This window comes from Thalassospira sp. MCCC 1A02898 (assembly GCF_001618185.1).
Taxonomy (GTDB): Bacteria; Pseudomonadota; Alphaproteobacteria; order Rhodospirillales; family Thalassospiraceae; genus Thalassospira; species Thalassospira tepidiphila.
In genome coordinates, this window is record NZ_LPXK01000014.1 from 47,101 (window position 1) to 66,197 (window position 19,097).

The 19,097-nt window shown below is 55.3% G+C and carries 18 protein-coding genes; 10 read left to right on the top strand and 8 right to left on the bottom strand.

The genetic code is table 11. The features are described from left to right. Positions 1-14 precede the first annotated feature (14 nt). The 3 genes from AUQ41_RS19650 to AUQ41_RS19655 form a co-directional block, all read right to left on the bottom strand. Positions 15-803: an alpha/beta fold hydrolase gene (locus AUQ41_RS19650; RefSeq protein WP_063090230.1), complete on the bottom strand. Its 789-nt coding sequence runs from the start codon at positions 801-803 to the stop codon at positions 15-17. A 163-nt stretch (positions 804-966) separates the two neighbouring features. Beyond that, on the bottom strand, positions 967-1,128 hold the full coding sequence (locus AUQ41_RS20790; RefSeq protein ID WP_157088485.1) for an RSP_7527 family protein: 162 nt from the start codon (positions 1,126-1,128) through the stop codon (positions 967-969). A 498-nt stretch (positions 1,129-1,626) separates the two neighbouring features. Next, positions 1,627-3,177 carry an NAD-dependent succinate-semialdehyde dehydrogenase gene (locus tag AUQ41_RS19655; RefSeq protein WP_232308478.1) on the bottom strand — a complete coding sequence of 517 codons (1,551 nt, stop codon included), beginning with the start codon at positions 3,175-3,177 and terminating at the stop codon, positions 1,627-1,629. 198 nt (positions 3,178-3,375) lie between these two features. Between AUQ41_RS19655 and AUQ41_RS19660 the strand changes: the two genes are divergently transcribed. Next, positions 3,376-3,840 (top strand): cytochrome c, encoded by a 465-nt coding sequence (locus AUQ41_RS19660; protein WP_063090232.1) that lies wholly within the window; start codon positions 3,376-3,378, stop codon positions 3,838-3,840. A gap of 107 nt (positions 3,841-3,947) precedes the next feature. Here AUQ41_RS19660 and AUQ41_RS19665 read toward each other — a convergent pair whose 3' ends face one another. Beyond that, positions 3,948-4,649 (bottom strand): cytochrome b/b6 domain-containing protein, encoded by a 702-nt coding sequence (locus AUQ41_RS19665; protein WP_063090234.1) that lies wholly within the window; start codon positions 4,647-4,649, stop codon positions 3,948-3,950. 341 nt (positions 4,650-4,990) lie between these two features. On the opposite strand from AUQ41_RS19665, the gene AUQ41_RS19670 reads away from it, so the two are divergent. From AUQ41_RS19670 to AUQ41_RS19685, 4 genes are all read left to right on the top strand, one after another. After that, positions 4,991-6,259 (top strand): imelysin family protein, encoded by a 1,269-nt coding sequence (locus AUQ41_RS19670; RefSeq protein WP_063090236.1) that lies wholly within the window; start codon positions 4,991-4,993, stop codon positions 6,257-6,259. A 356-nt stretch (positions 6,260-6,615) separates the two neighbouring features. Then, entirely contained in the window at positions 6,616-8,079 is a 1,464-nt protein-coding gene (locus AUQ41_RS19675; protein WP_063090238.1) for a di-heme oxidoredictase family protein, read from the top strand. 68 nt (positions 8,080-8,147) lie between these two features. Beyond that, positions 8,148-9,275 (top strand): imelysin family protein, encoded by a 1,128-nt coding sequence (locus AUQ41_RS19680; protein WP_063090240.1) that lies wholly within the window; start codon positions 8,148-8,150, stop codon positions 9,273-9,275. A gap of 24 nt (positions 9,276-9,299) precedes the next feature. Next, positions 9,300-10,439 (top strand): DUF1513 domain-containing protein, encoded by a 1,140-nt coding sequence (locus AUQ41_RS19685; protein ID WP_063090242.1) that lies wholly within the window; start codon positions 9,300-9,302, stop codon positions 10,437-10,439. A gap of 458 nt (positions 10,440-10,897) precedes the next feature. Here the strand turns inward: AUQ41_RS19685 and AUQ41_RS19690 are convergent, their stop codons facing one another. Then, positions 10,898-11,656, bottom strand: a complete 759-nt coding sequence (locus AUQ41_RS19690; protein ID WP_063090244.1) for an IclR family transcriptional regulator — start codon at positions 11,654-11,656, stop codon at positions 10,898-10,900. A gap of 41 nt (positions 11,657-11,697) precedes the next feature. Next, on the bottom strand, positions 11,698-12,084 hold the full coding sequence (locus AUQ41_RS19695) for a RidA family protein (protein WP_063090246.1): 387 nt from the start codon (positions 12,082-12,084) through the stop codon (positions 11,698-11,700). Positions 12,085-12,397: 313 nt separating this feature from the next. On the opposite strand from AUQ41_RS19695, the gene AUQ41_RS19700 reads away from it, so the two are divergent. Together AUQ41_RS19700 and AUQ41_RS19705 are read left to right on the top strand one after the other, a co-directional pair. Continuing rightward, on the top strand, positions 12,398-13,444 hold the full coding sequence (locus AUQ41_RS19700; protein WP_063090248.1) for a D-TA family PLP-dependent enzyme: 1,047 nt from the start codon (positions 12,398-12,400) through the stop codon (positions 13,442-13,444). Between the two features lie 21 nt (positions 13,445-13,465). Beyond that, positions 13,466-14,377, top strand: coding sequence for a sugar kinase (locus AUQ41_RS19705; protein WP_063090250.1), 912 nt, complete (start codon positions 13,466-13,468; stop codon positions 14,375-14,377). Positions 14,378-14,458: 81 nt separating this feature from the next. Here the strand turns inward: AUQ41_RS19705 and AUQ41_RS19710 are convergent, their stop codons facing one another. Both AUQ41_RS19710 and AUQ41_RS19715 read right to left on the bottom strand, forming a co-directional pair. Beyond that, positions 14,459-16,879 carry a heavy metal translocating P-type ATPase gene (locus AUQ41_RS19710; protein ID WP_063090252.1) on the bottom strand — a complete coding sequence of 807 codons (2,421 nt, stop codon included), beginning with the start codon at positions 16,877-16,879 and terminating at the stop codon, positions 14,459-14,461. A gap of 179 nt (positions 16,880-17,058) precedes the next feature. Further along, complete coding sequence (locus AUQ41_RS19715; protein WP_063090253.1) at positions 17,059-17,493, bottom strand: helix-turn-helix transcriptional regulator; 435 nt, start codon at positions 17,491-17,493, stop codon at positions 17,059-17,061. Between the two features lie 177 nt (positions 17,494-17,670). Between AUQ41_RS19715 and AUQ41_RS19720 the strand changes: the two genes are divergently transcribed. From AUQ41_RS19720 to AUQ41_RS19730, 3 genes are all read left to right on the top strand, one after another. Further along, complete coding sequence (locus AUQ41_RS19720) at positions 17,671-18,225, top strand: DUF2975 domain-containing protein (RefSeq protein WP_063090255.1); 555 nt, start codon at positions 17,671-17,673, stop codon at positions 18,223-18,225. Next, positions 18,225-18,434, top strand: coding sequence for a helix-turn-helix transcriptional regulator (locus AUQ41_RS19725; RefSeq protein ID WP_063090256.1), 210 nt, complete (start codon positions 18,225-18,227; stop codon positions 18,432-18,434). The genes AUQ41_RS19720 and AUQ41_RS19725 overlap by 1 nt, the downstream gene beginning before the upstream one ends. Before the next feature lie 130 nt (positions 18,435-18,564). Beyond that, complete coding sequence (locus AUQ41_RS19730) at positions 18,565-18,981, top strand: MAPEG family protein (protein ID WP_063090258.1); 417 nt, start codon at positions 18,565-18,567, stop codon at positions 18,979-18,981. Positions 18,982-19,097: the final 116 nt, after the last annotated feature.

The window sequence follows — 19,097 nt, forward strand, 5'->3', positions numbered from 1 at the left end:
ATGGCGTCACCGGACTAGCGTTTCAGGAAGGCAGACAGGGTCAAAAGCACGGCGTCGGGTTTCTCGGCATGGACCCAGTGACCAGCGCCCTTGATGCTGGTAAAGGCCGCCTTGGGGAAAAGCGATTTGATGTGATCGCGATCCTTGGGGTCAACATAGTGCGAGTTGGCACCAGAAATAAACAGGACATCGCCATCATACTGATCGGCAAGCCCATCCGTTGGCCAGCCGATGATATCGTCAAGATGATTGGCCATGGCATCGATATTGACCTGCCATGACATAGCACCCGTTTCCTTGTCGGTCGCGACATTCTGGGCAAGGAATTGACGAACACCTTTCTCCGATACGCCAGAAGACAGGGCGTCTTCGACCTCGGCGCGGCGCGAAATGGTGGAAAAGTCGACATCGCGCATGGCACTGATATAGCCGCTATAATCATGGTCATAGGAAACCGGGGCAATATCGACCACGACCAGATCGGCAACCAAACCGGCATCGGCCGACAGGGCAAGCACCATCGATGCCTTGCCGCCCATCGAATGCCCGACCAGATGCACCGGTTTATCGGATACCTCGCCGATCAGTTCGGCCAGATCGGCTGCCATGGCCGGATAGGTCATTTCAGCGTCCCAGTCGGAGCGTCCGTGATTTCGCAAATCAGCGGTAACAACGTGATACTTTTCTGCCAGTCGCCGTGCGATGGCCGTCCAGTTGCGGGCCTGACCAAAAAGGCCATGGACAATCACGATGGTGCCGTTGTCACGGTTTTCTTCGCCAAAGGCGTAATGGGCAAGTTTCATAAAGACCAACTTCTGCGCAATTCGAACGGGGTCGATCCCCCTTAATAGCGGTGCAAACTGCGAAGGTGAAGAGCCCAAACAAAAACACCTCCGCAACAACGAGATGCGGAGGCGTTTTTAAGCGTACCGATTGAACGGTCGCAGGGTGTGGTCAGCCGCGCACTTACGCGCCAGCAGCAACACCACCGTGGGGTTTGTTGTGTGCGCCAAACAGGGCACCAACTTTGCGTACCAGTGCAACAAGCATCTGACGCATAGCCTGTGCACGGAGATGTTCAGCTTCGCGCTGCAGGGCAACCAGGTCATAATCACGATACATTTTCATGTCCGTTTCCTCTTAAAAGCATCCGGCGTTGTTCCCGCCGGGGTTTCGCTGTGTGTTTCGTTAAACCCGGTGTACGCCTGTTTGATCATACCGACGAGAAGAGTTTTATCACCCCAAACATGCATTCAACGCATACCTATGATCAGCAGTGATACAATTTCGTCATGCATATTTCACATATTTGTATCATGACAAATAAGGCGTTCGTTTTGCTCGCATTTTCACGTTTGGAAACCCTCAACATCCCGGCAAATCTATGATGATCCTAATATGAAGATGCTCTGCCCGACGGCATTTCAAGTCCTGCGCAGAAGAAAAATCATCGAAAAATACTTGGTGCAGATCGATTTTTCGCCAAATGCGGTCAAAATTGTGGATATTTTCGCCAGAGTCACACCGCACAATTTTGCATAGCTCATCCAAAAGCAGAAAACGGCAATACCCGATCAGGATATTGCCGTTTTACGATCCGCCTATATGGGGGTTCTTTACACGCCGTCAGATGCCCGACTTAAGGGCGTAATTGAGGTATTTGGGCTCAAGATATTCCTCAAGCCCCCAATGACCACCTTCGCGGCCCTGACCACTTTCCTTGACCCCGCCGAACGGCGCACCTTCGTGGCTGGTGGTGCCATCATTGATGCCGACCACACCGACTTCCAGACGATCGGCAAGCCGTTGGATACGCCCGATATCGCGACTGTAGATATAAGAAGACAGTCCGGTGCGCACCCGATTGGCAAGTGTGATCACATCATCTTCGGTGCCAAACCGGTAGATCGGCGCCACCGGGGCAAACAGTTCCTCGTCAAAGCAATCTGCATCATCGGGCACATCGGTCATTACAAGTGGTCGGGTGAAAAAGCCTTCCTCGGGCAAGGCCGCACCATAGATCAGGTTTGCACCGCGTTTTTGGGCATCGGCAACAAGGCGTTCGACCTTCGCCACCGCCTGCCGGTTGATCAGTGGACCCAATTCCGTACCGGGCACAAAGCCATTGCCAATGGTCTGTGCCTTGCTGGCGGCAACGAACTTTTCGACAAAGGCATCATAGACACCGTCCTGGACGAAAATGCGGTTGGCACAAACGCAGGTCTGGCCACTGTTGCGGAACTTTGAAATCATCGCGCCCGCAACGGCCGCATCAAGATCGGCATCGTCCATGACAATAAAGGGCGCATTGCCGCCGAGCTCCAGCGACAGCTTTTTCATCGTCGGCGCGCACTGCTCCATCAACCGTTTGCCCACCGATGTTGAACCGGTGAAGGACAACATCCGAACACGCTGATCGCCTGTCAGGGCCTCGCCTATCGGGTGGGGCAAACCGGTCACGACGTTAAACACACCGGGTGGGAAACCGGCCTGCTCGGCCAGTTTGGCGGCTGCCAAGGCGGAAAGCGGGGTATCCTCGGCCGGTTTGACAATAACAGTGCAGCCCGCCGCCAATGCCGGCGCACATTTGCGCACCACCATGGTCAGCGGGAAGTTCCAGGGCGTAATCGCCGCGACCACACCTACGGGGTGTTTTTGTACAACAACGCGACGATCGCGCTGGGTAGCGGGCATGGTTTGACCATAGGCGCGCTTGGCTTCTTCGCCATACCATTCGGCATAGGCAATCGCACCGACCACTTCGCGAAGCGCCTGATCAAGCGGTTTGCCCTGTTCAAGGGTGATCAGGGCTGCCAAGTCTTCTTGATGGGTTTCAAGCAAGTCACGCCAGCGGCGCAATATATCTGCCCGTTCGCGTGCCAGCATACGCGACCATGCCGGAAAGGCCGCGTGGGCGCCATCAATCGCCTGCCGGGCCTCCGATGTGCGCATAAATGGCACTGTGCCAATTACGTCGCCCTTGGCCGGGTCGATCACGTCCAGCGTTTCACGACTGTCGGCCGCCCGCCATTCCCCGTTGATATAGGCATGTTTAAGGTTCCAGTCGCGGACAAGGGCGCGTGAACGCGCGCGTCCCTCACGAATGAGGGTCTCAGTGGTCTGCGGATCCGGGGCGGATGATGCGGAGGGTGAATTATTCCGGGTGGCAGCGGACATGGGCGGGACTTCCTTGGCACGCAATAACAAAAACTTTGGTGATCACGCGCTTGTGATTACAGTTTCGGGGGCACTGCTGGGACACTAAGCCTTGCGGCGGGCTAATGGCAATAACGTGCTTACATCTCAATATAAAAAACTAAACTGAACGCTGCACTCAGAGAGACACTTTAACGCGTTTTGGAGAGAGAACCCAAGATGAAGAAGCTCCTTTTTGCCGGTCTCCTCGGCACGATCATAACTGCAGGTGCCGCATTCCCGATGATGGCACAGGCCGATGAAGCATCCGACAACGCCGTGGTTGAAAACCGCAAGATGCTGATGGATGGCATTGGTGGCGCGATGGGCACACTTGGCTGCTATATGAAGGGCGAATGCACCCTGCCCGATCCGGTTCTGGCCAATCTGGCCAAGGGCATTGCGTTTTCGGCGGGTGCCGCCCCGGCGGCGTTTGAGCCGCAAACCCCGGATGCGTCCGTCAAGACCACGGCAAGTGCCGATATCTGGACCAACTGGGATGATTTCTCTGGCCGCTTCCCGGAAATGCAGCAGGCTGCGCTTGCGCTGGCTGACGCTGTTGGTGACAAGGGTGCGATGGGCGCTGCGATGGGCAATCTTGGCAAGTCCTGCAAAGGTTGCCACGACGAGTTTCGCACCAAGTAAAATGTGATCTTGCGGCCCTGCCCAGTCATGGGGTTTGCATGCAAATCAAAAAAGGCCAACGTTCCATCAAGGGAATGTTGGCCTTAATTATTGTCCGCAGCCCCGAACTAACCGCGCGCCAGCGTGACACCGCCCCAGACCACAAGCGCACAGACAATCAGGATTACAATCCCCAGCACGGGTGAGGCAAACCGAATATTTGCAAAGCGCCCTGCCAGTTCGGCGGGCACGCGGCGGGTGCCAATCACAATCGCCCGGATCAGGTTTTCGCGCTTTACGACCAGATAAAACAGGGCGGCAAAGACATGCAGCCCGACGGCGGCATAGATCAGGTTGATGTTGGTGTGGTGGATCCAGTTCATGGTGCTGGCAAAATCGGAACTGACATAGGCAACCAACGGCCCGTCAAAGAACAGGAAGGTATCCTCGCTGGCGAACAGGCCTGATACCGCTTGCACCCCGACCAGCAAAATCATGACCAAAACCATCCACCCCCCGGCCGGGTTATGCCCGGTATATGTCAGCTCAGATGCCGAACCGTTGGGCAATTTTCCAAGATAACCGATCACATGACGTGGACCGGTCAGGAAGTCAGCAAAGCGGGCGTTTGAGCTACCGACAAAGCCCCAGATGATGCGAAAGATCACAAGAGCAAGCACGCTGTAACCGGCGATGGCATGGATATCAATCATCACCTGTCGATTGCTCCACCAGGCCGTGACAATGGCAACGACAAGAGCCCAATGAAACAGGCGAACCGGGAAATCCCAAAGTTTGACTTTCTTTTCGTCTGCGGACGGGGTGCTCATCGGGTCTCTCTCTTTGCACGAATAGGGGTTATTCAATTGCGGAAAATATCGCACAGCAGTTTCCGCCAAGAAACTTAAAGACAGATCAATTTTCCATACCAGTACAAATTGCCCGCGGATGCCGGGTCAACCAACGGTTATCACATTACCGAAACCTAAAACTTTGCGAATTGCCAATTCTTTAATTGAAAATCATTCTCACAAGCAGTATCAATTGGCGGAAGCAAAGTGATCAGGGTCACAGTTCCTGTGCGCGTTCAGTTTTGAGCGTGACGGATTTTCACCTTGATCGAAGGGGCTTTTGCCCTTGGCTCACCATTCAGGGATAGATGGGAACTCCTATGAAGATCGCAAAGATTCTGGGTACGGCCGCAATGGTCACTACCCTTGGCGCGCAGGCATATGCCGCACCGGCCGCCAAAGACGTGCTGACCACTTATGCCGATATCGCGCATGCCGGTTACGAAGATTCACTGATCACCGCCAAGGAACTGCAGGCGGCGATTGATGAACTGGTTGCAAATCCGTCGGCTTCGACCTTTGATGCCGCGAAATCCGCATGGCTGGCATCGCGCGCGCCCTATCAGCAGACCGAAGTTTATCGTTTCGGCAACGCGATTGTTGATGACTGGGAAGGCAAGGTTAATGCCTGGCCGCTTGACGAAGGCCTGATCGACTATGTCGAAACCGGCCTTTACGGCGAAGAAAGCGAAGAAAACCCGGCATACACCGCCAATGTGATTGCCAACCCGACCCTGACCATTTCGGGCGAAACCATTGATGCCTCGACCATTGATGCAGCTTTGCTTGAAAGCCTACATGAAATTGACGACGTCGAAGCAAACGTTGCTACCGGCTACCACGCGATTGAGTTCCTTCTTTGGGGTCAGGACCTCAATGGGACCGATGCCGGTGCCGGTGAACGTAAATGGACCGACTATGCAGCCGGTGATGCCTGCACCAATGGCAATTGCGACCGTCGCGGTGAATACCTTCAGGCGGCAGTTGACCTGATGGTTTCCGATCTTGAATGGATGACCGCGCAGTGGGCCGAAGGCGGCGAAGCACGCGAAACCGTTCTTGAAGGTGACGGCGTGCCGGGCCTGACCGCGATTGTGACCGGCATGGGTTCGCTTTCTTATGGCGAACTGGGCGGCGAGCGTACCAAGCTTGGCCTGCTGCTGCATGACCCGGAAGAAGAGCATGACTGCTTCTCGGACAACACCCACAACAGCCACTTCTATGACGCACTGGGCATCCAGAACGTTTACCTTGGCCGTTACACCCGTGTTGATGGTTCGGTTGTTGAAGGCCCGTCGCTTTCTGATCTGGTTGCGGCCAATGACGCGGCACTGGACACCGAACTGCGCGCCAAGCTGGCGGCATCGGTTGTTGCCGGTAAAGTCATGGTTACCCGCGCGAAGGGCGGCGAAGCCTTTGATCAGCTGATTGCCATGGGCAATGAAGATGGCAATGCCGTCGTTCAGTCCTTTGTTGACGCGCTTGTCGATCAGACCAAATCGATCGAACAGATCATTGCCGCAGTTGGCATTGACGGTATCGAGTTCGAAGGTTCTGACAGCCTCGACAACCCGGCTGCTGTCAACTAATCCTGATCATCAGGCACCTGCCTGACTGACTGTGAACGGCGGGGGATGAAGTCTCCCGCCGTTTTGCTTTGGCCAGGGTCAGGACCTATTAATTTGATAGGAATGGCAGAGTTTATGTTTGTGAAATCCAAGGAAAAGCCCGCTGGGCGGGTTGGTATCCCGCGCGAGGGGTTTGACGTCGGAGTTTGCAAACATAAACTCTGTCCTTTGGATCGCTCAGATTTGCACGGGCTACTTTGTCGCAAAACCTTGAAAGATTTATATCTTCCGGCGGCTTCGCTCCGCGTATCCGCACAAATATGAGCGACCATTCAAACCAAATTAGCAGGTCCTGACCCTAAAATTAGAAGACTTCCATGAACCGTCCCGCACGCACGCCGCTGTTTTCATTCCCGTTCTGGCTGGCATCCATTGGCCTTGCTATTGCGCCAATCGTCGTTAATGCACAGACCACAGGTGACCCTGCCCTGCCCGGCGGCGAAACAAGCTGGACCGGGGCAAAGGGGCGCAATGCCTTTCTGCACCAATCAGCCAATATGAGCTTTGAAAAGCGGCTTGATTTCAAGCTGGGGGAAGCCCTTTTTCAAAGATTGTGGGTCACCGCGCCGACCCGGACCAAGGCAGCAGACGGTTTGGGCCCACTGTTTAATTCACGCGCCTGCAGCGGATGCCATATCCGCAATGGCCGCGGTCATCCTGTCGATGAAAATGATAGCGAGGCCGGGGCAACATCGATGTTGCTGCGCCTGTCCATCCCGCCGCAAACCGCCGATCAACTCCGCGATCATCTGGATGGCAAACTGGCCACCATCCCCGACCCGGTTTATGGCGGCCAGTTTCAGGATTTCTCGGTCCCGGGCATTCAGGCCGAGGGGCGGGTCAAGGTAACCTATACAACGACCGATATTCTTCTGGCCGGGGGTGAGACGGTTACCTTGCGCAACCCAAGCTATGAAATGACCGATCTGGCCTATGGGCCTCTGCATCCAGACATCATGGTCTCCCCGCGCCTTGCCCCGCCGATGATCGGGCTTGGGTTACTGGAAGCCATTCCTGACAGCACCCTGATCGCGGCGAGTGATCCGCAGGACAAAGATGGCGACGGCATATCCGGACGGTTTAATCAGGTCTGGGACATTGCCAAATCAGAAATGGCGATTGGCCGATTTGGCTGGAAGGCCGGTATGCCGACCCTGGATCAGCAAAACCAGAATGCATTCCAGTTTGATATCGGCCTTTCCACTCCGCTTTATCCAAATGCCAGCGGCGATTGCACGACTGCGCAAACGGACTGCATCACTGCGCCCGATGGCAATGACGAAGAATTCGAGGGGCTGGAAGTCCATTCGGTGATGACCGATCTCGTGCTGTATTACGCGCGTAACATTGCCCCGCCGGCCCGCCCCAATGCCAATGATGCCGATGTTTTGGCGGGTGAAAAGATCTTTGCGGCAATAGGCTGTGCATCCTGTCATACGCCGCGTTACGCGTTGCCCGAACGTGCTGACATGCCCGAACAATCCGGACAGGTGATCTGGCCTTACACAGACCTGTTGTTACACGACATGGGCGACGGCCTTGCCGATCATCGGCCAGAGGCACAGGCATCGGACACTGAATGGCGCACGCCACCGCTTTGGGGGATTGGCCGCGCGCAAGAGATTGATCAACGTGCCCGCTTCCTGCATGACGGGCGGGCGAGAACCATTCTTGACGCGATCCTGTGGCATGGGGGCGAGGCCGAAAACGCCCGCGAAGCAGTCACAAAGCTGCCACCATCGGAACGCAGTCAATTGTTGGCATTTCTAAAGTCATTGTGACGCGGTATATGTCGCAAGACCGAATACCAAACCAGATACCAAATCACGTGAATATCGGGATAAGTCATATGTTCTGCAAACCGAGCTGGCGCACCTTGTTGCTTTCGACCACCACCGTTCTTGCTGTTGGTGTGATCAGCCCCGGTGCCCGAGCCGATATTCCCGATGAAAACTATCAACCGGTTCTGGCGCACTTGCTGGGCACCGTGATGCCGCCGAAGCTTGATGACTTCCACGCGGCGACGGAAAACCTGACCAGCGAGTTCAAGGATTTCTGTTCAGACCCCAATAAGGGCGGACTTGAAGACACCCAAACCGCCTTTCACGCGGCGATGGATATCTGGCAGGAAATCCAGCCATGGCGCATGGGGCCGCTGGTTGCCAATGGCCGTGATCAGCATATCGAATACTGGCCGGACAAACATGGCACGGCTGCGCGCCAGTTTCGCAAGCTGATGTTTGATAAACCGGCCGCCTATACCGATCCCGAAAAGCTCTCCGGTGCCAGTGCAGCACTTCAGGGTTTCCCGGCACTTGAGGAAGTCCTGTTTGCCGATGATCACGGTGATCAGATGATTGCGGCCAATGAAGATGGCGTGTTCCTGTGCCAGTACGGCACGGCAATTGCCACCAACCTTGGTACGCTTTCTGGCGAATTGCAGGCCGAATGGCCGGCATTTGCCACCGCCATGGAAAATGCCGGACCGGACAGCATGGATTATCCCACTGCCAAGTTTGCCGCGACCGATCTGTATCGTGCCCTGCATGAAGGCCTTTTGATCATCTCAAGCCAGAAGCTCGCCCGTCTGCTTGGCGATGGCGCCGAGGATGCCAGTGCAGGCCGCGCGGAAAGCCCGATATCGGAACGATCCCTTCGTAATATCGAACATAACCTGATTGGTCTGTTTGCCATCTATGACGGCACTTGGGGTGATGTCGGTGAAGAAGGCAAAGGCCTTGCCGCCCTGATTGATAACAGCCTGCTGGATCGGTCGTTTAAGCTTAACTGGCAGACTGTTGGCGACACAGTGGCAGAGCTACCGCCCTCTGTTGCCGAGGTGCTGGAACAGCCCGATGGTTATACCGTGCTGACAGACCTTAAGGGTCAGATTGATTTCCTGACCACGCTTGTTGAAAACGACGTCGGCGGCAATACCCAGCTTGGTGGCGGCTTTAACGCGCTCGATGGTGACTAGGGCTCAGACGGCAGGAGATCAAAGATGGCATATCAACGTCGCAGCTTCCTGAAACTCATGGGTGTTGGCGGGGCTTTCACCCTGTTACCGGTGGGGCTTGCCCGTGCGGCAACCATGCCCAACCCCGAAGACCGCGCGGTTTATATCTCTGCCAGCGCCGGGGATGATGGGGACTATTATGTCAGCGCGTTTAATGCATCGGGCAAAATCCTGTTTGAGCGGCCCCTGCCCGGCCGTGGTCATGATATCGGTCTTCGCCCCAACCATGTTGATGTCGCAGCCGTCGAACGCCGTCCGGGGCTTTATGGTCTGATCCTTGATCGCCATACCGGGGATGTGCGCGCCAAACTGCATTGCCCGGAAGACCGCCGGTTTTATGGCCATGCGATCTATTCCAATGATGGCCGTTATCTTTACATCACTGAAAACGATTTTGATCATGCGCGCGGGGTTGTTTCCGTCTGGGATGCCGAGGATGGCTATCGCCGGGTGGCGGAATTCGACAGCTTTGGCACCGGTCCGCATGAATTGCATCTGATGCCGGATGGCGAGCATCTGGTGATTGCCAATGGCGGATTGCACACCCATCCCGATCAGGACGGGCGCACACCGCTTAATATCAGCTCGATGGAACCCAACCTGTCGATCATTGATCGGCGCACTGGCAAGCTTGTTCACCAGGCAGCGCTGAAGCATGACTGGCACAAACTTTCGATCCGCCATCTTGATGTGGCATCGAATGGCACGATTGCCGCTGGCTTCCAGTATCAGGGCGATCTGACCGATCAGGTGCCGCTTGTCGGCATCTGGCAACCGGGATCAGACATCCGCCCGATTGAGGCCCCGGATTCGGTTCAGTACCGCATGCGGCAATATTGCGGGTCGGTGCGATTTGATGCATCGGGACAGGTATTTGGCATTTCCTGTCCGCGCGGCGGACTTGTGACCTTCTGGGATGCGCAAACCAACGATTTTCTGACCCATATCGCCGCCCCGGATGGCTGCGGCCTTGCCGCGACGGATCGGGCCGGTGAATTTGTTGGCACCAGTGGCCTTGGCAATGGCTGGCGGATGGATGCGATTCGTCGCAAACGGGTGGAACTGCCCGACGATTCTTTGAAATCGCAGCATTGGGACAATCATTTACGGCGGATTATTGGCTGAACAAATCCGACGATAAAACCATTCAAAACCCGTAAAAACACTGCGGGTTTTTCTATTTCCGACATCTGAATATTGCGGAAATCCGGGCATAAACACCCCGCTTAACCAACTGTTTTTGTCGGGATATTTATATCAGAAAGGCATCAACCAAAAGTTTTTCGCAAATGAGAACGATTTTCACTTGCGTCGGTGTTTTTTCTTACCTATAACGGGTCTCGACACAGCCCGCGAATGAAACCCATTCGCACTTGTCCCCAAGCGGCTTGTCTCTCAGACCTATGGGTCCTCTCTCCCCATAGGCCTCTCAAGGTGGAAAAGCGGTGGTTATCGATGCGGGAAACGATAACCGCCGCTTTCTCTTTTCCGACCAAATTCCGCGACAGCACCAAGACACGAAAATAAAAAACACCCGGACGATTGATCCGGGTGATGTGGTTATTGACCGGTGCCTTATTGGATCAGACGGTTTTGGAAAGCTTGTCGCCCGCCGTTTGAAGCACGTTTTTATAGAGATCATAGTTTTTACGTGCGTCGTCCTTGGGGGCGACGATACACAGCGTGGCAGAACAGATACCGCTTTGATTATAGACCGGGGCGGCAAAGCAATGGGTGAAGGTATCCACAATGCTGTCGAACGAGAAAAAGCGTTCGTCATGCGCGCGACGGATTTCGGCGATATAAGCATCAATATCCATTTGACACCCGTCGGGCAGGATAAAGTCCTCAGCCGGGATCAGATCGCGGATTTCCTGATCACTCAGGTGCCCCAGCAAAAGCCGACCCGACGCTGTCCACGGAATGGCAGTCCGTTCCCCGACATCAGCAGAAATGCGAAACGGGCGGCTGCCTTCGCGTTGCAGGGCGACGGTATACTTGTTGCCATCCAGCATACAAAACTGGGAGGTTTCCTTGGTGCTTGCGGTGATTTCATCAAGCACCCCGGCCGCCTGCCGGGTCAGATCGAAATAATCACGATAAGCAAGGCCAAGGAAATAAACCCGCCGCCCCAAAAAGACCGAGCCATTGGCATCGGTCACCTCAAGCATGCCATGATCAATCAGTGTTCCGATCAGATCGTAAACCGTCGAGGTTGGCGCGCCCAAAGCCTGGGCGATTTCGGCAGGACGCTGAGAGGTTCTGACATGGCGCAGATGGTCGAGAATATCGAACGCACGATCAATGCCGCGCGCGCGCTTTCGTATCTGCTGTTCCGTCATAAACCCCTCATTTAACGTCTTAGCGCAATAATTGCAGACTGTTATGCCTTACGAAAGGCGATGCAGTCGACCTCTACTTTGCAGTCAACAACCATCGAGGACTGCACGCAGGCACGTGCGGGAGGATTTTCGCCGAAATATTCCTCGAACACGCCATTGAATGACCAGAAATCGCGCGCGTCATCAAGCCAGACACCAATACGCATGATGTCAGCAGTGCTGTAACCGGCATCTTCGACAATCTTGATCATGTTTTCGATCGCAATGCGGGACTGTTCGACAATGCCGTTGCCGACAACTTCACCATCACGCATCGGGGTCTGGCCGGACACATAAAGCCATCCATCGGCTTCGGTGGCCTTGGCGAATGGCAATGCCTTCTGACCGTTGCCCTTACCTTCGCCAACACCGTGTCTTTTAATCGTCATCGTAATTTTTCCTGCTTTCAAAATTTCGGGAGTTGCATGAAAGACCTGCAAGCCCCTGGTTCCCAACGGATCGAAAACTTCTTTGAATGAGACATCCTCGGGAACGTTAATTCGCCATCCTCGCGGATCTATCGAAGCACCCAAGGGGACATCCCGCTTTTTCGCAAAATCTATGGGAAACGCGTTACTGAATTCCTCTATAGCGGAATAAATACCGTTATTTCGGATTTACCCTAGCAGCGGCGTTCAAGATATGTCAATTTCGTTTTGCAAAAAGCTGAGAGCGCCAACCTCAAACCAATCAGGAACCAGCATGCTCGACACCCCCTGCCTTGTGATTGACCTCCCCGTCGTTGACGAAAACATTGCGCGTTTCCAAAACCTTGCCGATGCGGCGGGCCTTAAGACACGCCCGCATATCAAGACGCACAAACTGCCGTTTTTTGCCAAACGACAGATTGAGGCCGGGGCGATCGGCATCACCTGCCAGAAGATTGGCGAGGCCGAGGTTATGGTTGAGGGCGGACTCCGCGACATATTACTGACCTACAACGTCATCGGTGATGCCAAACTTGATCGTTTGGCGGCACTGGCACGCAAATGTACGCTGTCGGTCACCTGTGACAATCTGACCGTCGCAAAGGGTTTATCGGCGCGCTTTGCGGATGAAGAAACCGAATTGACCGTGCTTGTGGAATGCGACACCGGCGCAGGAAGGTGTGGTGTGCAAAGTCCGACTGACGCCGCCGAATTGGCATCAAGGATCAATGATCTGCCCGGACTGCGGTTTGGCGGGCTGATGACATATCCGCCAATGGATCATGCAGACAATGTCGACAAATGGCTGAGTGATGCCAAACAACGTCTCGAGGACGCAGGACTTCCTTGCCCGGTTGTTTCAACCGGCGGCACGCCAAATCTGGACGCCCTGCCCGCATTTGATCACGCAACTGAACACCGCGCCGGGACCTACATTTACAATGACCGGTCGCTGATTGCGCGCGGCGCATGTGGCGTTGAAAACTGTGCTGCGGTTGTTAAGACCACCGTGGTTTCCCGCCCAACGAAAACCCGTGCCATCATCGATGCAGGATCAAAGGCGCTGAGTTCCGACCTGCTGGGCCTGGAGGGCTTTGGCATGGTCCGCGAGGCACCGGATGCATCAATTGTTGGCCTGTCCGAAGAACACGGCATCATTGAGCTTGGTGACAGCGATTGGGACCCGGCAGTTGGTGACGTGATTTCGATTATCCCCAATCACATCTGCGTCGTGACCAACCTGTTTCCGACCGTCTGGATCAAGGATCAGAACGGCGAAATGACAGAAATGCCGGTCGCCGCACGCGGCATGCTGCGTTAATCCGCATCAGGGAGTTTTGTGATGTCTGTTGATGTCATTTGCATTGGCGAAGCCATGGGCGAGATTTCGTTCGACCCGGCAGGAAACGCCAGCGTCAAGGTTGGCGGTGATACGTTTAATACTGCGGTCTATCTTGGTCGCCTTGGGATCAAGTGCGCCTTTGCCTCTGCGGTCGGCGAAGACCCGTTTGGTGAGCAGATCCGGTCTGTGCTGAAAGACAACCACGTCAGTGATGCGTTCCTGATCACTACGGATCAGGCAAATACCGGACTATATTCCATCACCAACCGGGCGGATGGCGAACGCTTTTTCCACTACTGGCGCAATCAGTCTGCCGCACGCCAGACGATTTCACTGGCGAGCCCGGCCTACCTAAATGCGCTTGAAGATGCGCCGTGGCTGTATCTTTCAGGGATCAGCCTGCATGTGCTGGAAGACGACACAACGCCTCTGTTCCAGACCCTTCAGTCCCACAAAGACAAGGGTGGCAAAATTGCCTTTGATGGCAATTTCCGGCCCAAACTTTGGTCAGGCAAGGAAGATCAGGCACGCGAGACATACGCCCGCATCACCGCCCTTGCCGATGTCATGATGCCGACGTTTGATGATGAACAGATTCTATGGGGCGATAAAACGGCGCAAGACACCGTAAGCCGGATTGCCAAGCTGAGCCCTGCCCTGATTGTCGTCAAACAGGGGGAGCAAGGTTGCCTGCTTTATGAAGGTGGGGAAACCCGGCATGTTCCGATCCCGGAACCGGTCACCCCGATTGATACGACGGCCGCCGGTGACAGTTTTAATGCAGGCTTTATGGCAGGCTTGCTCAAGGGACAGGACGGCGTGACAGCAACCCTTGCCGGACACAAGCTTGCCAGCAAGGTCATCACCCACCGCGGGGCGATTATTCCAGCCGAGATGATGGCAGACCTTTAACCGCCGGACCAAACCAATATCACAGCATAAAGCCCGGCATCATGCCGGGCTTTATTTGTTTTTTCGTTTATTCTTTGTGATCTATGCCTTGCGCAGGGCAATCAACAATCTCAGCGAATTGATGGTCACCAGCACCGTCGCCCCGGTGTCGGCCAGAACCGCAAGCCAAAGGCCGGTTAACCCGGTGATCGATGTCACCAGGAAGACCGCCTTAAGCCCCAATGCAATCGTGATGTTTTCACGGATCACCCGGCGTGCCGCACGCGACAGCTTCACCAGATTGACCACATCACCCAGCCGGTCCTTGACCGCCACCGCATCGGCGGCCTCAAGGGCAATATCCGTACCCCCGCCAATCGCGATCCCCACATCGGCGGATTTCAGTGCCGGGGCATCGTTGATGCCGTCACCGACCATCGCCACCGGACCTGACCGTTTCGGATCATCCCGCAATTCTGCCAAGGCATTCAATTTGTCTTCGGGCATCAGTTCGGCGCGATACTCCATGCCAAGCTCTGCGGCCATGCGCTTGGCAACCCGATCCGCATCGCCTGTTAACATCACAGGCGTGATGTTAAGCCCGTTAAGTTCGCCAAGCGCGTTCTTTGCATCACTGCGCGCCACATCGCGCAAGGCAAGGGCACCGATTACCTGCCCGTCTTTCAGGATCACGACGGCAGTGCTGCCGTCATCCTCTTGCGCGGTAAGCCAATCGCCAATTTCGCCATCGGGCATACCGTTCAGACGTTTGGCGGCACCCACCTGATACAGTGCCCCGTCAATGCGGCCTTCGACACCGGCACCTGCGATGGTTCTGGCCTGTTCGACCACAGGCAGATCAAGATTGCGGTTTTCAGCAGCCGTGACGACAGCACGGGCAAGCGGGTGCGATGTGACGGCCTCAAGGGCTGCGGCAATCGTTAGAACACCATTCTCGCCATAACCATCGGCTGTTTTGATTGCGCTTAGTTTCGGTTTGCCTTCGGTCAGCGTGCCGGTCTTGTCAAACGCCATGGTGCGCACAGCCCCGATCAGCTCAAGCGCAGCCCCACCCTTGACCAGAAGGCCGATCCTGGTCGCGCGTGCGAGGGCCGAGGTGACCGCCGCCGGCGTCGAGATCACCAGGGCACAAGGGCAGCCAATCAGAAGCAGAGCCAGACCGCGATAAATCCATTCTTCCCATGCCTGTCCGAACAGGAGCGGCGGGATCACGACGGTGGCAAGTGCCAGCCCCATGATGATCGGGGTGTAGATGCGGGCAAACTTGGCAACAAAGCGCTCCACAGGTGCCTTGTGCTTTTCGCTTTGCTCGACCAGCTCAATCACGCGGTCCAGCAAGGTTTGGCCCGCCGCACGGGTCACGCGAATGCGGACCGGACTGTCGGTGACAATCGCACCGGCAAAAACATCTGTGCCGGCGTCGCTATAGACCGGGACCGATTCACCCGTCAGGTGGCTGTTGTCGATCTCGGCCACACCACTTTCAATCACGCCATCGGATGGCACCCGTTCGCCCGGGCGGACTTCGATGATGTCATCAACAACAAGATCACGCGGGGTCACGGTCTCAAAACCGGCATCGACAACACGCCGTGCCTGTTCCGGGGTAAGCTTCATCAAGGCCTGTACGCCGCTTCTGGCCCGTCCGGCCGCCACACCTTCAAGTCGCTCGCCAATGGCAAACAGCAAGACCACCATCCCGGCCTCAAGGCTTTCACCAATCGCCACCGCCCCAATCACGGCAACCGACATCAAAAGCTCGATCGAAAACACCGCCCCGTTTTGCGCCAACCGCGCCGCCTTTTTCATCACAGGCAGCGCTGCCAAAAGCGATGCCACCGACATGGCATAGGGCAACGTCACTGGCAAGATCGCACCAATCAGCCCGCCGAGTGCAAGGCAAATGGCGGCAAAGGCGATTTCATCATTTTCCGAGGACCATGGCGCAAAACGGCGCAGAAGGCTCTGTTTGGGTGCATTTTGCGCGTCATCTGCGGAATTCGATGCCGCGTCATTGGCGGCACTCGAGCCGCAACTGTTGCCAGCACAGCAAGACGATCCGCTTGCCTTTGCAGCCCCTGGTGCATTCTTTTCCTGTGCCGGATATCCAAGCTTATTGAGGGTTTTGGTGATGTCTGAGCGGGTTTCATCGTGGGCTTCATCAATGCCAAGCGTCACGGTTTCGCGCATCATCGATACATCGATGCATGAAACGCCCTCAAACTTGCCGAGGGCGGTTTCGATCTTGGCAACACATGACCCGCAATCCATCCCGCTCACTTGCCAATGGTAATGGTTCACCGCACCGCCATGCTGACGCAGGATTTCACGCATTTTTTCATCGTCGGCCTGACTGATCGGGGTGGCGGCCGAAATGCCCTGCGCATCACTGACAAAGCCATGATCAGGCACGGCCTTGTTCAGGGCATCAATCAGCGTATCGCGGCATTGCGTGCAATTGCCGATGGCTGGCAGGTCATCCCATTTGGCGACGAAAGACATTCAAGGCCTCTTACGATCAAATTTCTGTTCATATGTTATATTCAAACTATGGTTCATATGTCCTGCTGTCAACCACATTCAAACCGTCATTTGAATATAGCGATTGCGCACAGAAATGCCACCGGGCCATTCCCGGCGAAACAGCACGTCAAGATATTGAACTCACAAACGAAAAAGGCTTAGTCGTGCGTCACATGCGCAAACACATCGCGCACCACGCACGAGATATGCTCATCATCAATCTGATAGAAAATATGCCTGCCGCGCCGTTCGGATGCCAGAATCCGCTGATCGCGCAAATGGCGCAAATGATGACTGCACAGCGATTGCGACATCTCGGTCGCATCGGCAAGCTCCGAAACGGTTTGCGGCTTTTCCATGCAGCGCAATACAAGCTGAAGCCGCCCAGCATCGCCTAGCAGGGAAAAGATTTTCGCAGCCGCCTCGACATCAGGCAAAGCCAAATCCGCGCCAACGGCCCGCGATGCATCACGGGTGACGGCTTCGCCCTGTTCGGTGCTCAGACCAAGGCGGGCAGCCGCATCACATTCCTGGCAATCATCAGCATCGGTTGCGGGAACAGGCGTGCGAGGTTTGGTTTTGCTTTCTGACATGGGGACTATTTTCCACGCCTGCCCGCACAAGGCAAGCGACACATAAAAATTCACCTAAATCGCCGTCGCTTTTGACAGATCGAAAACAAACCGGATTGACTCATTTGGATAATTTATTAATGTTTTACATTAATTTTATAACTTGATTCGGAATTCCCCTATTCAGGAGCCCCACAGATGTCCTCCACCCAACACACTGATACGCTTAAGAATGTGCGCACCATCAGCACTCTTCTTTACTGGGTCTGTGCGATTGCCATCATTTTTCAGATCCTGGTCGTGCCACTGGTCTGGTATGCGCCGGGCTGGGTCGAAGCCAGCACCAGTCAAATGACCGTCAGCCTTGCCGATCTTCATGCACTTTCAGGCTGGCAGAAATACGCCACCATGGCGGTGATGATGATCCCGTCACTTGTTCTGGCCTATGGCCTGTATCGCTTGCGCAAGATGTTTGGCGCCTTTGCACACAACGCCATTTTCCAGCCTGAGCCGATCCGTCACCTCAAGGCATTTGGCATTGCCCTTCTGGCGCAAACCCTGATCAAACCGCTGACCGGTGCTGCCACCTCGGTCCTTGCGACTTTCCACCGTCCGGCGGGTGAACGGGTTCTGTCGATCGGGCTGAGCAATGCCGAGGCCAGCACGCTGTTTCTCGGCGGGCTGATCATTGTCATTGCCTGGGTGCTGGGCGAAGCCGCCCGCATTGATGACGAAAATCGGAGTTTCGTCTGATGGCCATTATTGTTCGGCTGGACGTCATGCTGGCCACCCGCAAGATGAAATCCAAGGACCTCGCCGCCCGGATCGGGATTAGCGAACAGAACCTTTCGCTTTTGAAGTCCGGCAAAGTGCGTGGCGTGCGGTTTGAAACGCTATCGGCCATTTGCAAGGAGTTGGATTGCCAGCCCGGCGACCTTTTGGAATATGAAACCGACAGATAGGAACACATGCCGGAGGCGATCAGTTGCCTCCGGCCTTCCTAAATCCGCACTCGAATTAACCCGCCATAACTGATCTATCACCTGCTTTGACAACGTAAGTCAGATACCGTTCTCAAAATCAGGATTTCCAGTGACTTACGAATTAACCATTCTGGTTCTCAATGCGTTTCTCTGCCTGGCTTTCCCATGGGCCTATAACTATGCCTACGCCAAGCAGCCCGGTGTCGGTGGCAAGCGCCTGATGGGCAACCGTGATTCCCTGCCAGAACGCACCGGAATGGCCGCACGCGGGGCACGGGCCCACCAAAACCATCTGGAAAACCTTGTTCCCTTTGCGATTATCGTGCTGACCGCGCATGCCATCAGTATCTCCAATACTGTTACCGTTGCGTGTGCTGCCATATTCCTTGCGGCGCGCATCGCCCATGCGGGCTTCTATCTTGCCGGTATCACGCGCATTCCGGGGATCAATGGCGTGCGCTCTATTGCCTATTTCGTCAGCTTGTTTTCGATGCTGGTTTACGCGTCCCAACTGTTTTTGGCCTAGGTCGAAGCGATCATTTACATCCTTGACTGATCGCGCGCTTGCCGGGCGCTGTGACTTTTGCCTTAATGAACGCCAATAATGCCGTGCACAAAGCAGTGGCAATAGGGAATGCTTCA

Coding starts and splice junctions, on each gene's coding strand:
- AUQ41_RS20790 (WP_157088485.1), bottom strand. CDS start 1,128: ATGAAAATGTATCGTGATTATGACCTGGTTGCCCTGCAGCGCGAAGCT.
- AUQ41_RS19650 (WP_063090230.1), bottom strand. CDS start 803: ATGAAACTTGCCCATTACGCCTTTGGCGAAGAAAACCGTGACAACGGC.
- AUQ41_RS19675 (WP_063090238.1), top strand. CDS start 6,616: ATGAACCGTCCCGCACGCACGCCGCTGTTTTCATTCCCGTTCTGGCTG.
- AUQ41_RS19705 (WP_063090250.1), top strand. CDS start 13,466: ATGTCTGTTGATGTCATTTGCATTGGCGAAGCCATGGGCGAGATTTCG.
- AUQ41_RS19680 (WP_063090240.1), top strand. CDS start 8,148: ATGTTCTGCAAACCGAGCTGGCGCACCTTGTTGCTTTCGACCACCACC.
- AUQ41_RS19725 (WP_063090256.1), top strand. CDS start 18,225: ATGGCCATTATTGTTCGGCTGGACGTCATGCTGGCCACCCGCAAGATG.
- AUQ41_RS19695 (WP_063090246.1), bottom strand. CDS start 12,084: ATGACGATTAAAAGACACGGTGTTGGCGAAGGTAAGGGCAACGGTCAG.
- AUQ41_RS19690 (WP_063090244.1), bottom strand. CDS start 11,656: ATGACGGAACAGCAGATACGAAAGCGCGCGCGCGGCATTGATCGTGCG.
- AUQ41_RS19670 (WP_063090236.1), top strand. CDS start 4,991: ATGAAGATCGCAAAGATTCTGGGTACGGCCGCAATGGTCACTACCCTT.
- AUQ41_RS19660 (WP_063090232.1), top strand. CDS start 3,376: ATGAAGAAGCTCCTTTTTGCCGGTCTCCTCGGCACGATCATAACTGCA.
- AUQ41_RS19685 (WP_063090242.1), top strand. CDS start 9,300: ATGGCATATCAACGTCGCAGCTTCCTGAAACTCATGGGTGTTGGCGGG.
- AUQ41_RS19665 (WP_063090234.1), bottom strand. CDS start 4,649: ATGAGCACCCCGTCCGCAGACGAAAAGAAAGTCAAACTTTGGGATTTC.
- AUQ41_RS19710 (WP_063090252.1), bottom strand. CDS start 16,879: ATGTCTTTCGTCGCCAAATGGGATGACCTGCCAGCCATCGGCAATTGC.
- AUQ41_RS19715 (WP_063090253.1), bottom strand. CDS start 17,493: ATGTCAGAAAGCAAAACCAAACCTCGCACGCCTGTTCCCGCAACCGAT.
- AUQ41_RS19720 (WP_063090255.1), top strand. CDS start 17,671: ATGTCCTCCACCCAACACACTGATACGCTTAAGAATGTGCGCACCATC.
- AUQ41_RS19655 (WP_232308478.1), bottom strand. CDS start 3,177: ATGTCCGCTGCCACCCGGAATAATTCACCCTCCGCATCATCCGCCCCG.
- AUQ41_RS19700 (WP_063090248.1), top strand. CDS start 12,398: ATGCTCGACACCCCCTGCCTTGTGATTGACCTCCCCGTCGTTGACGAA.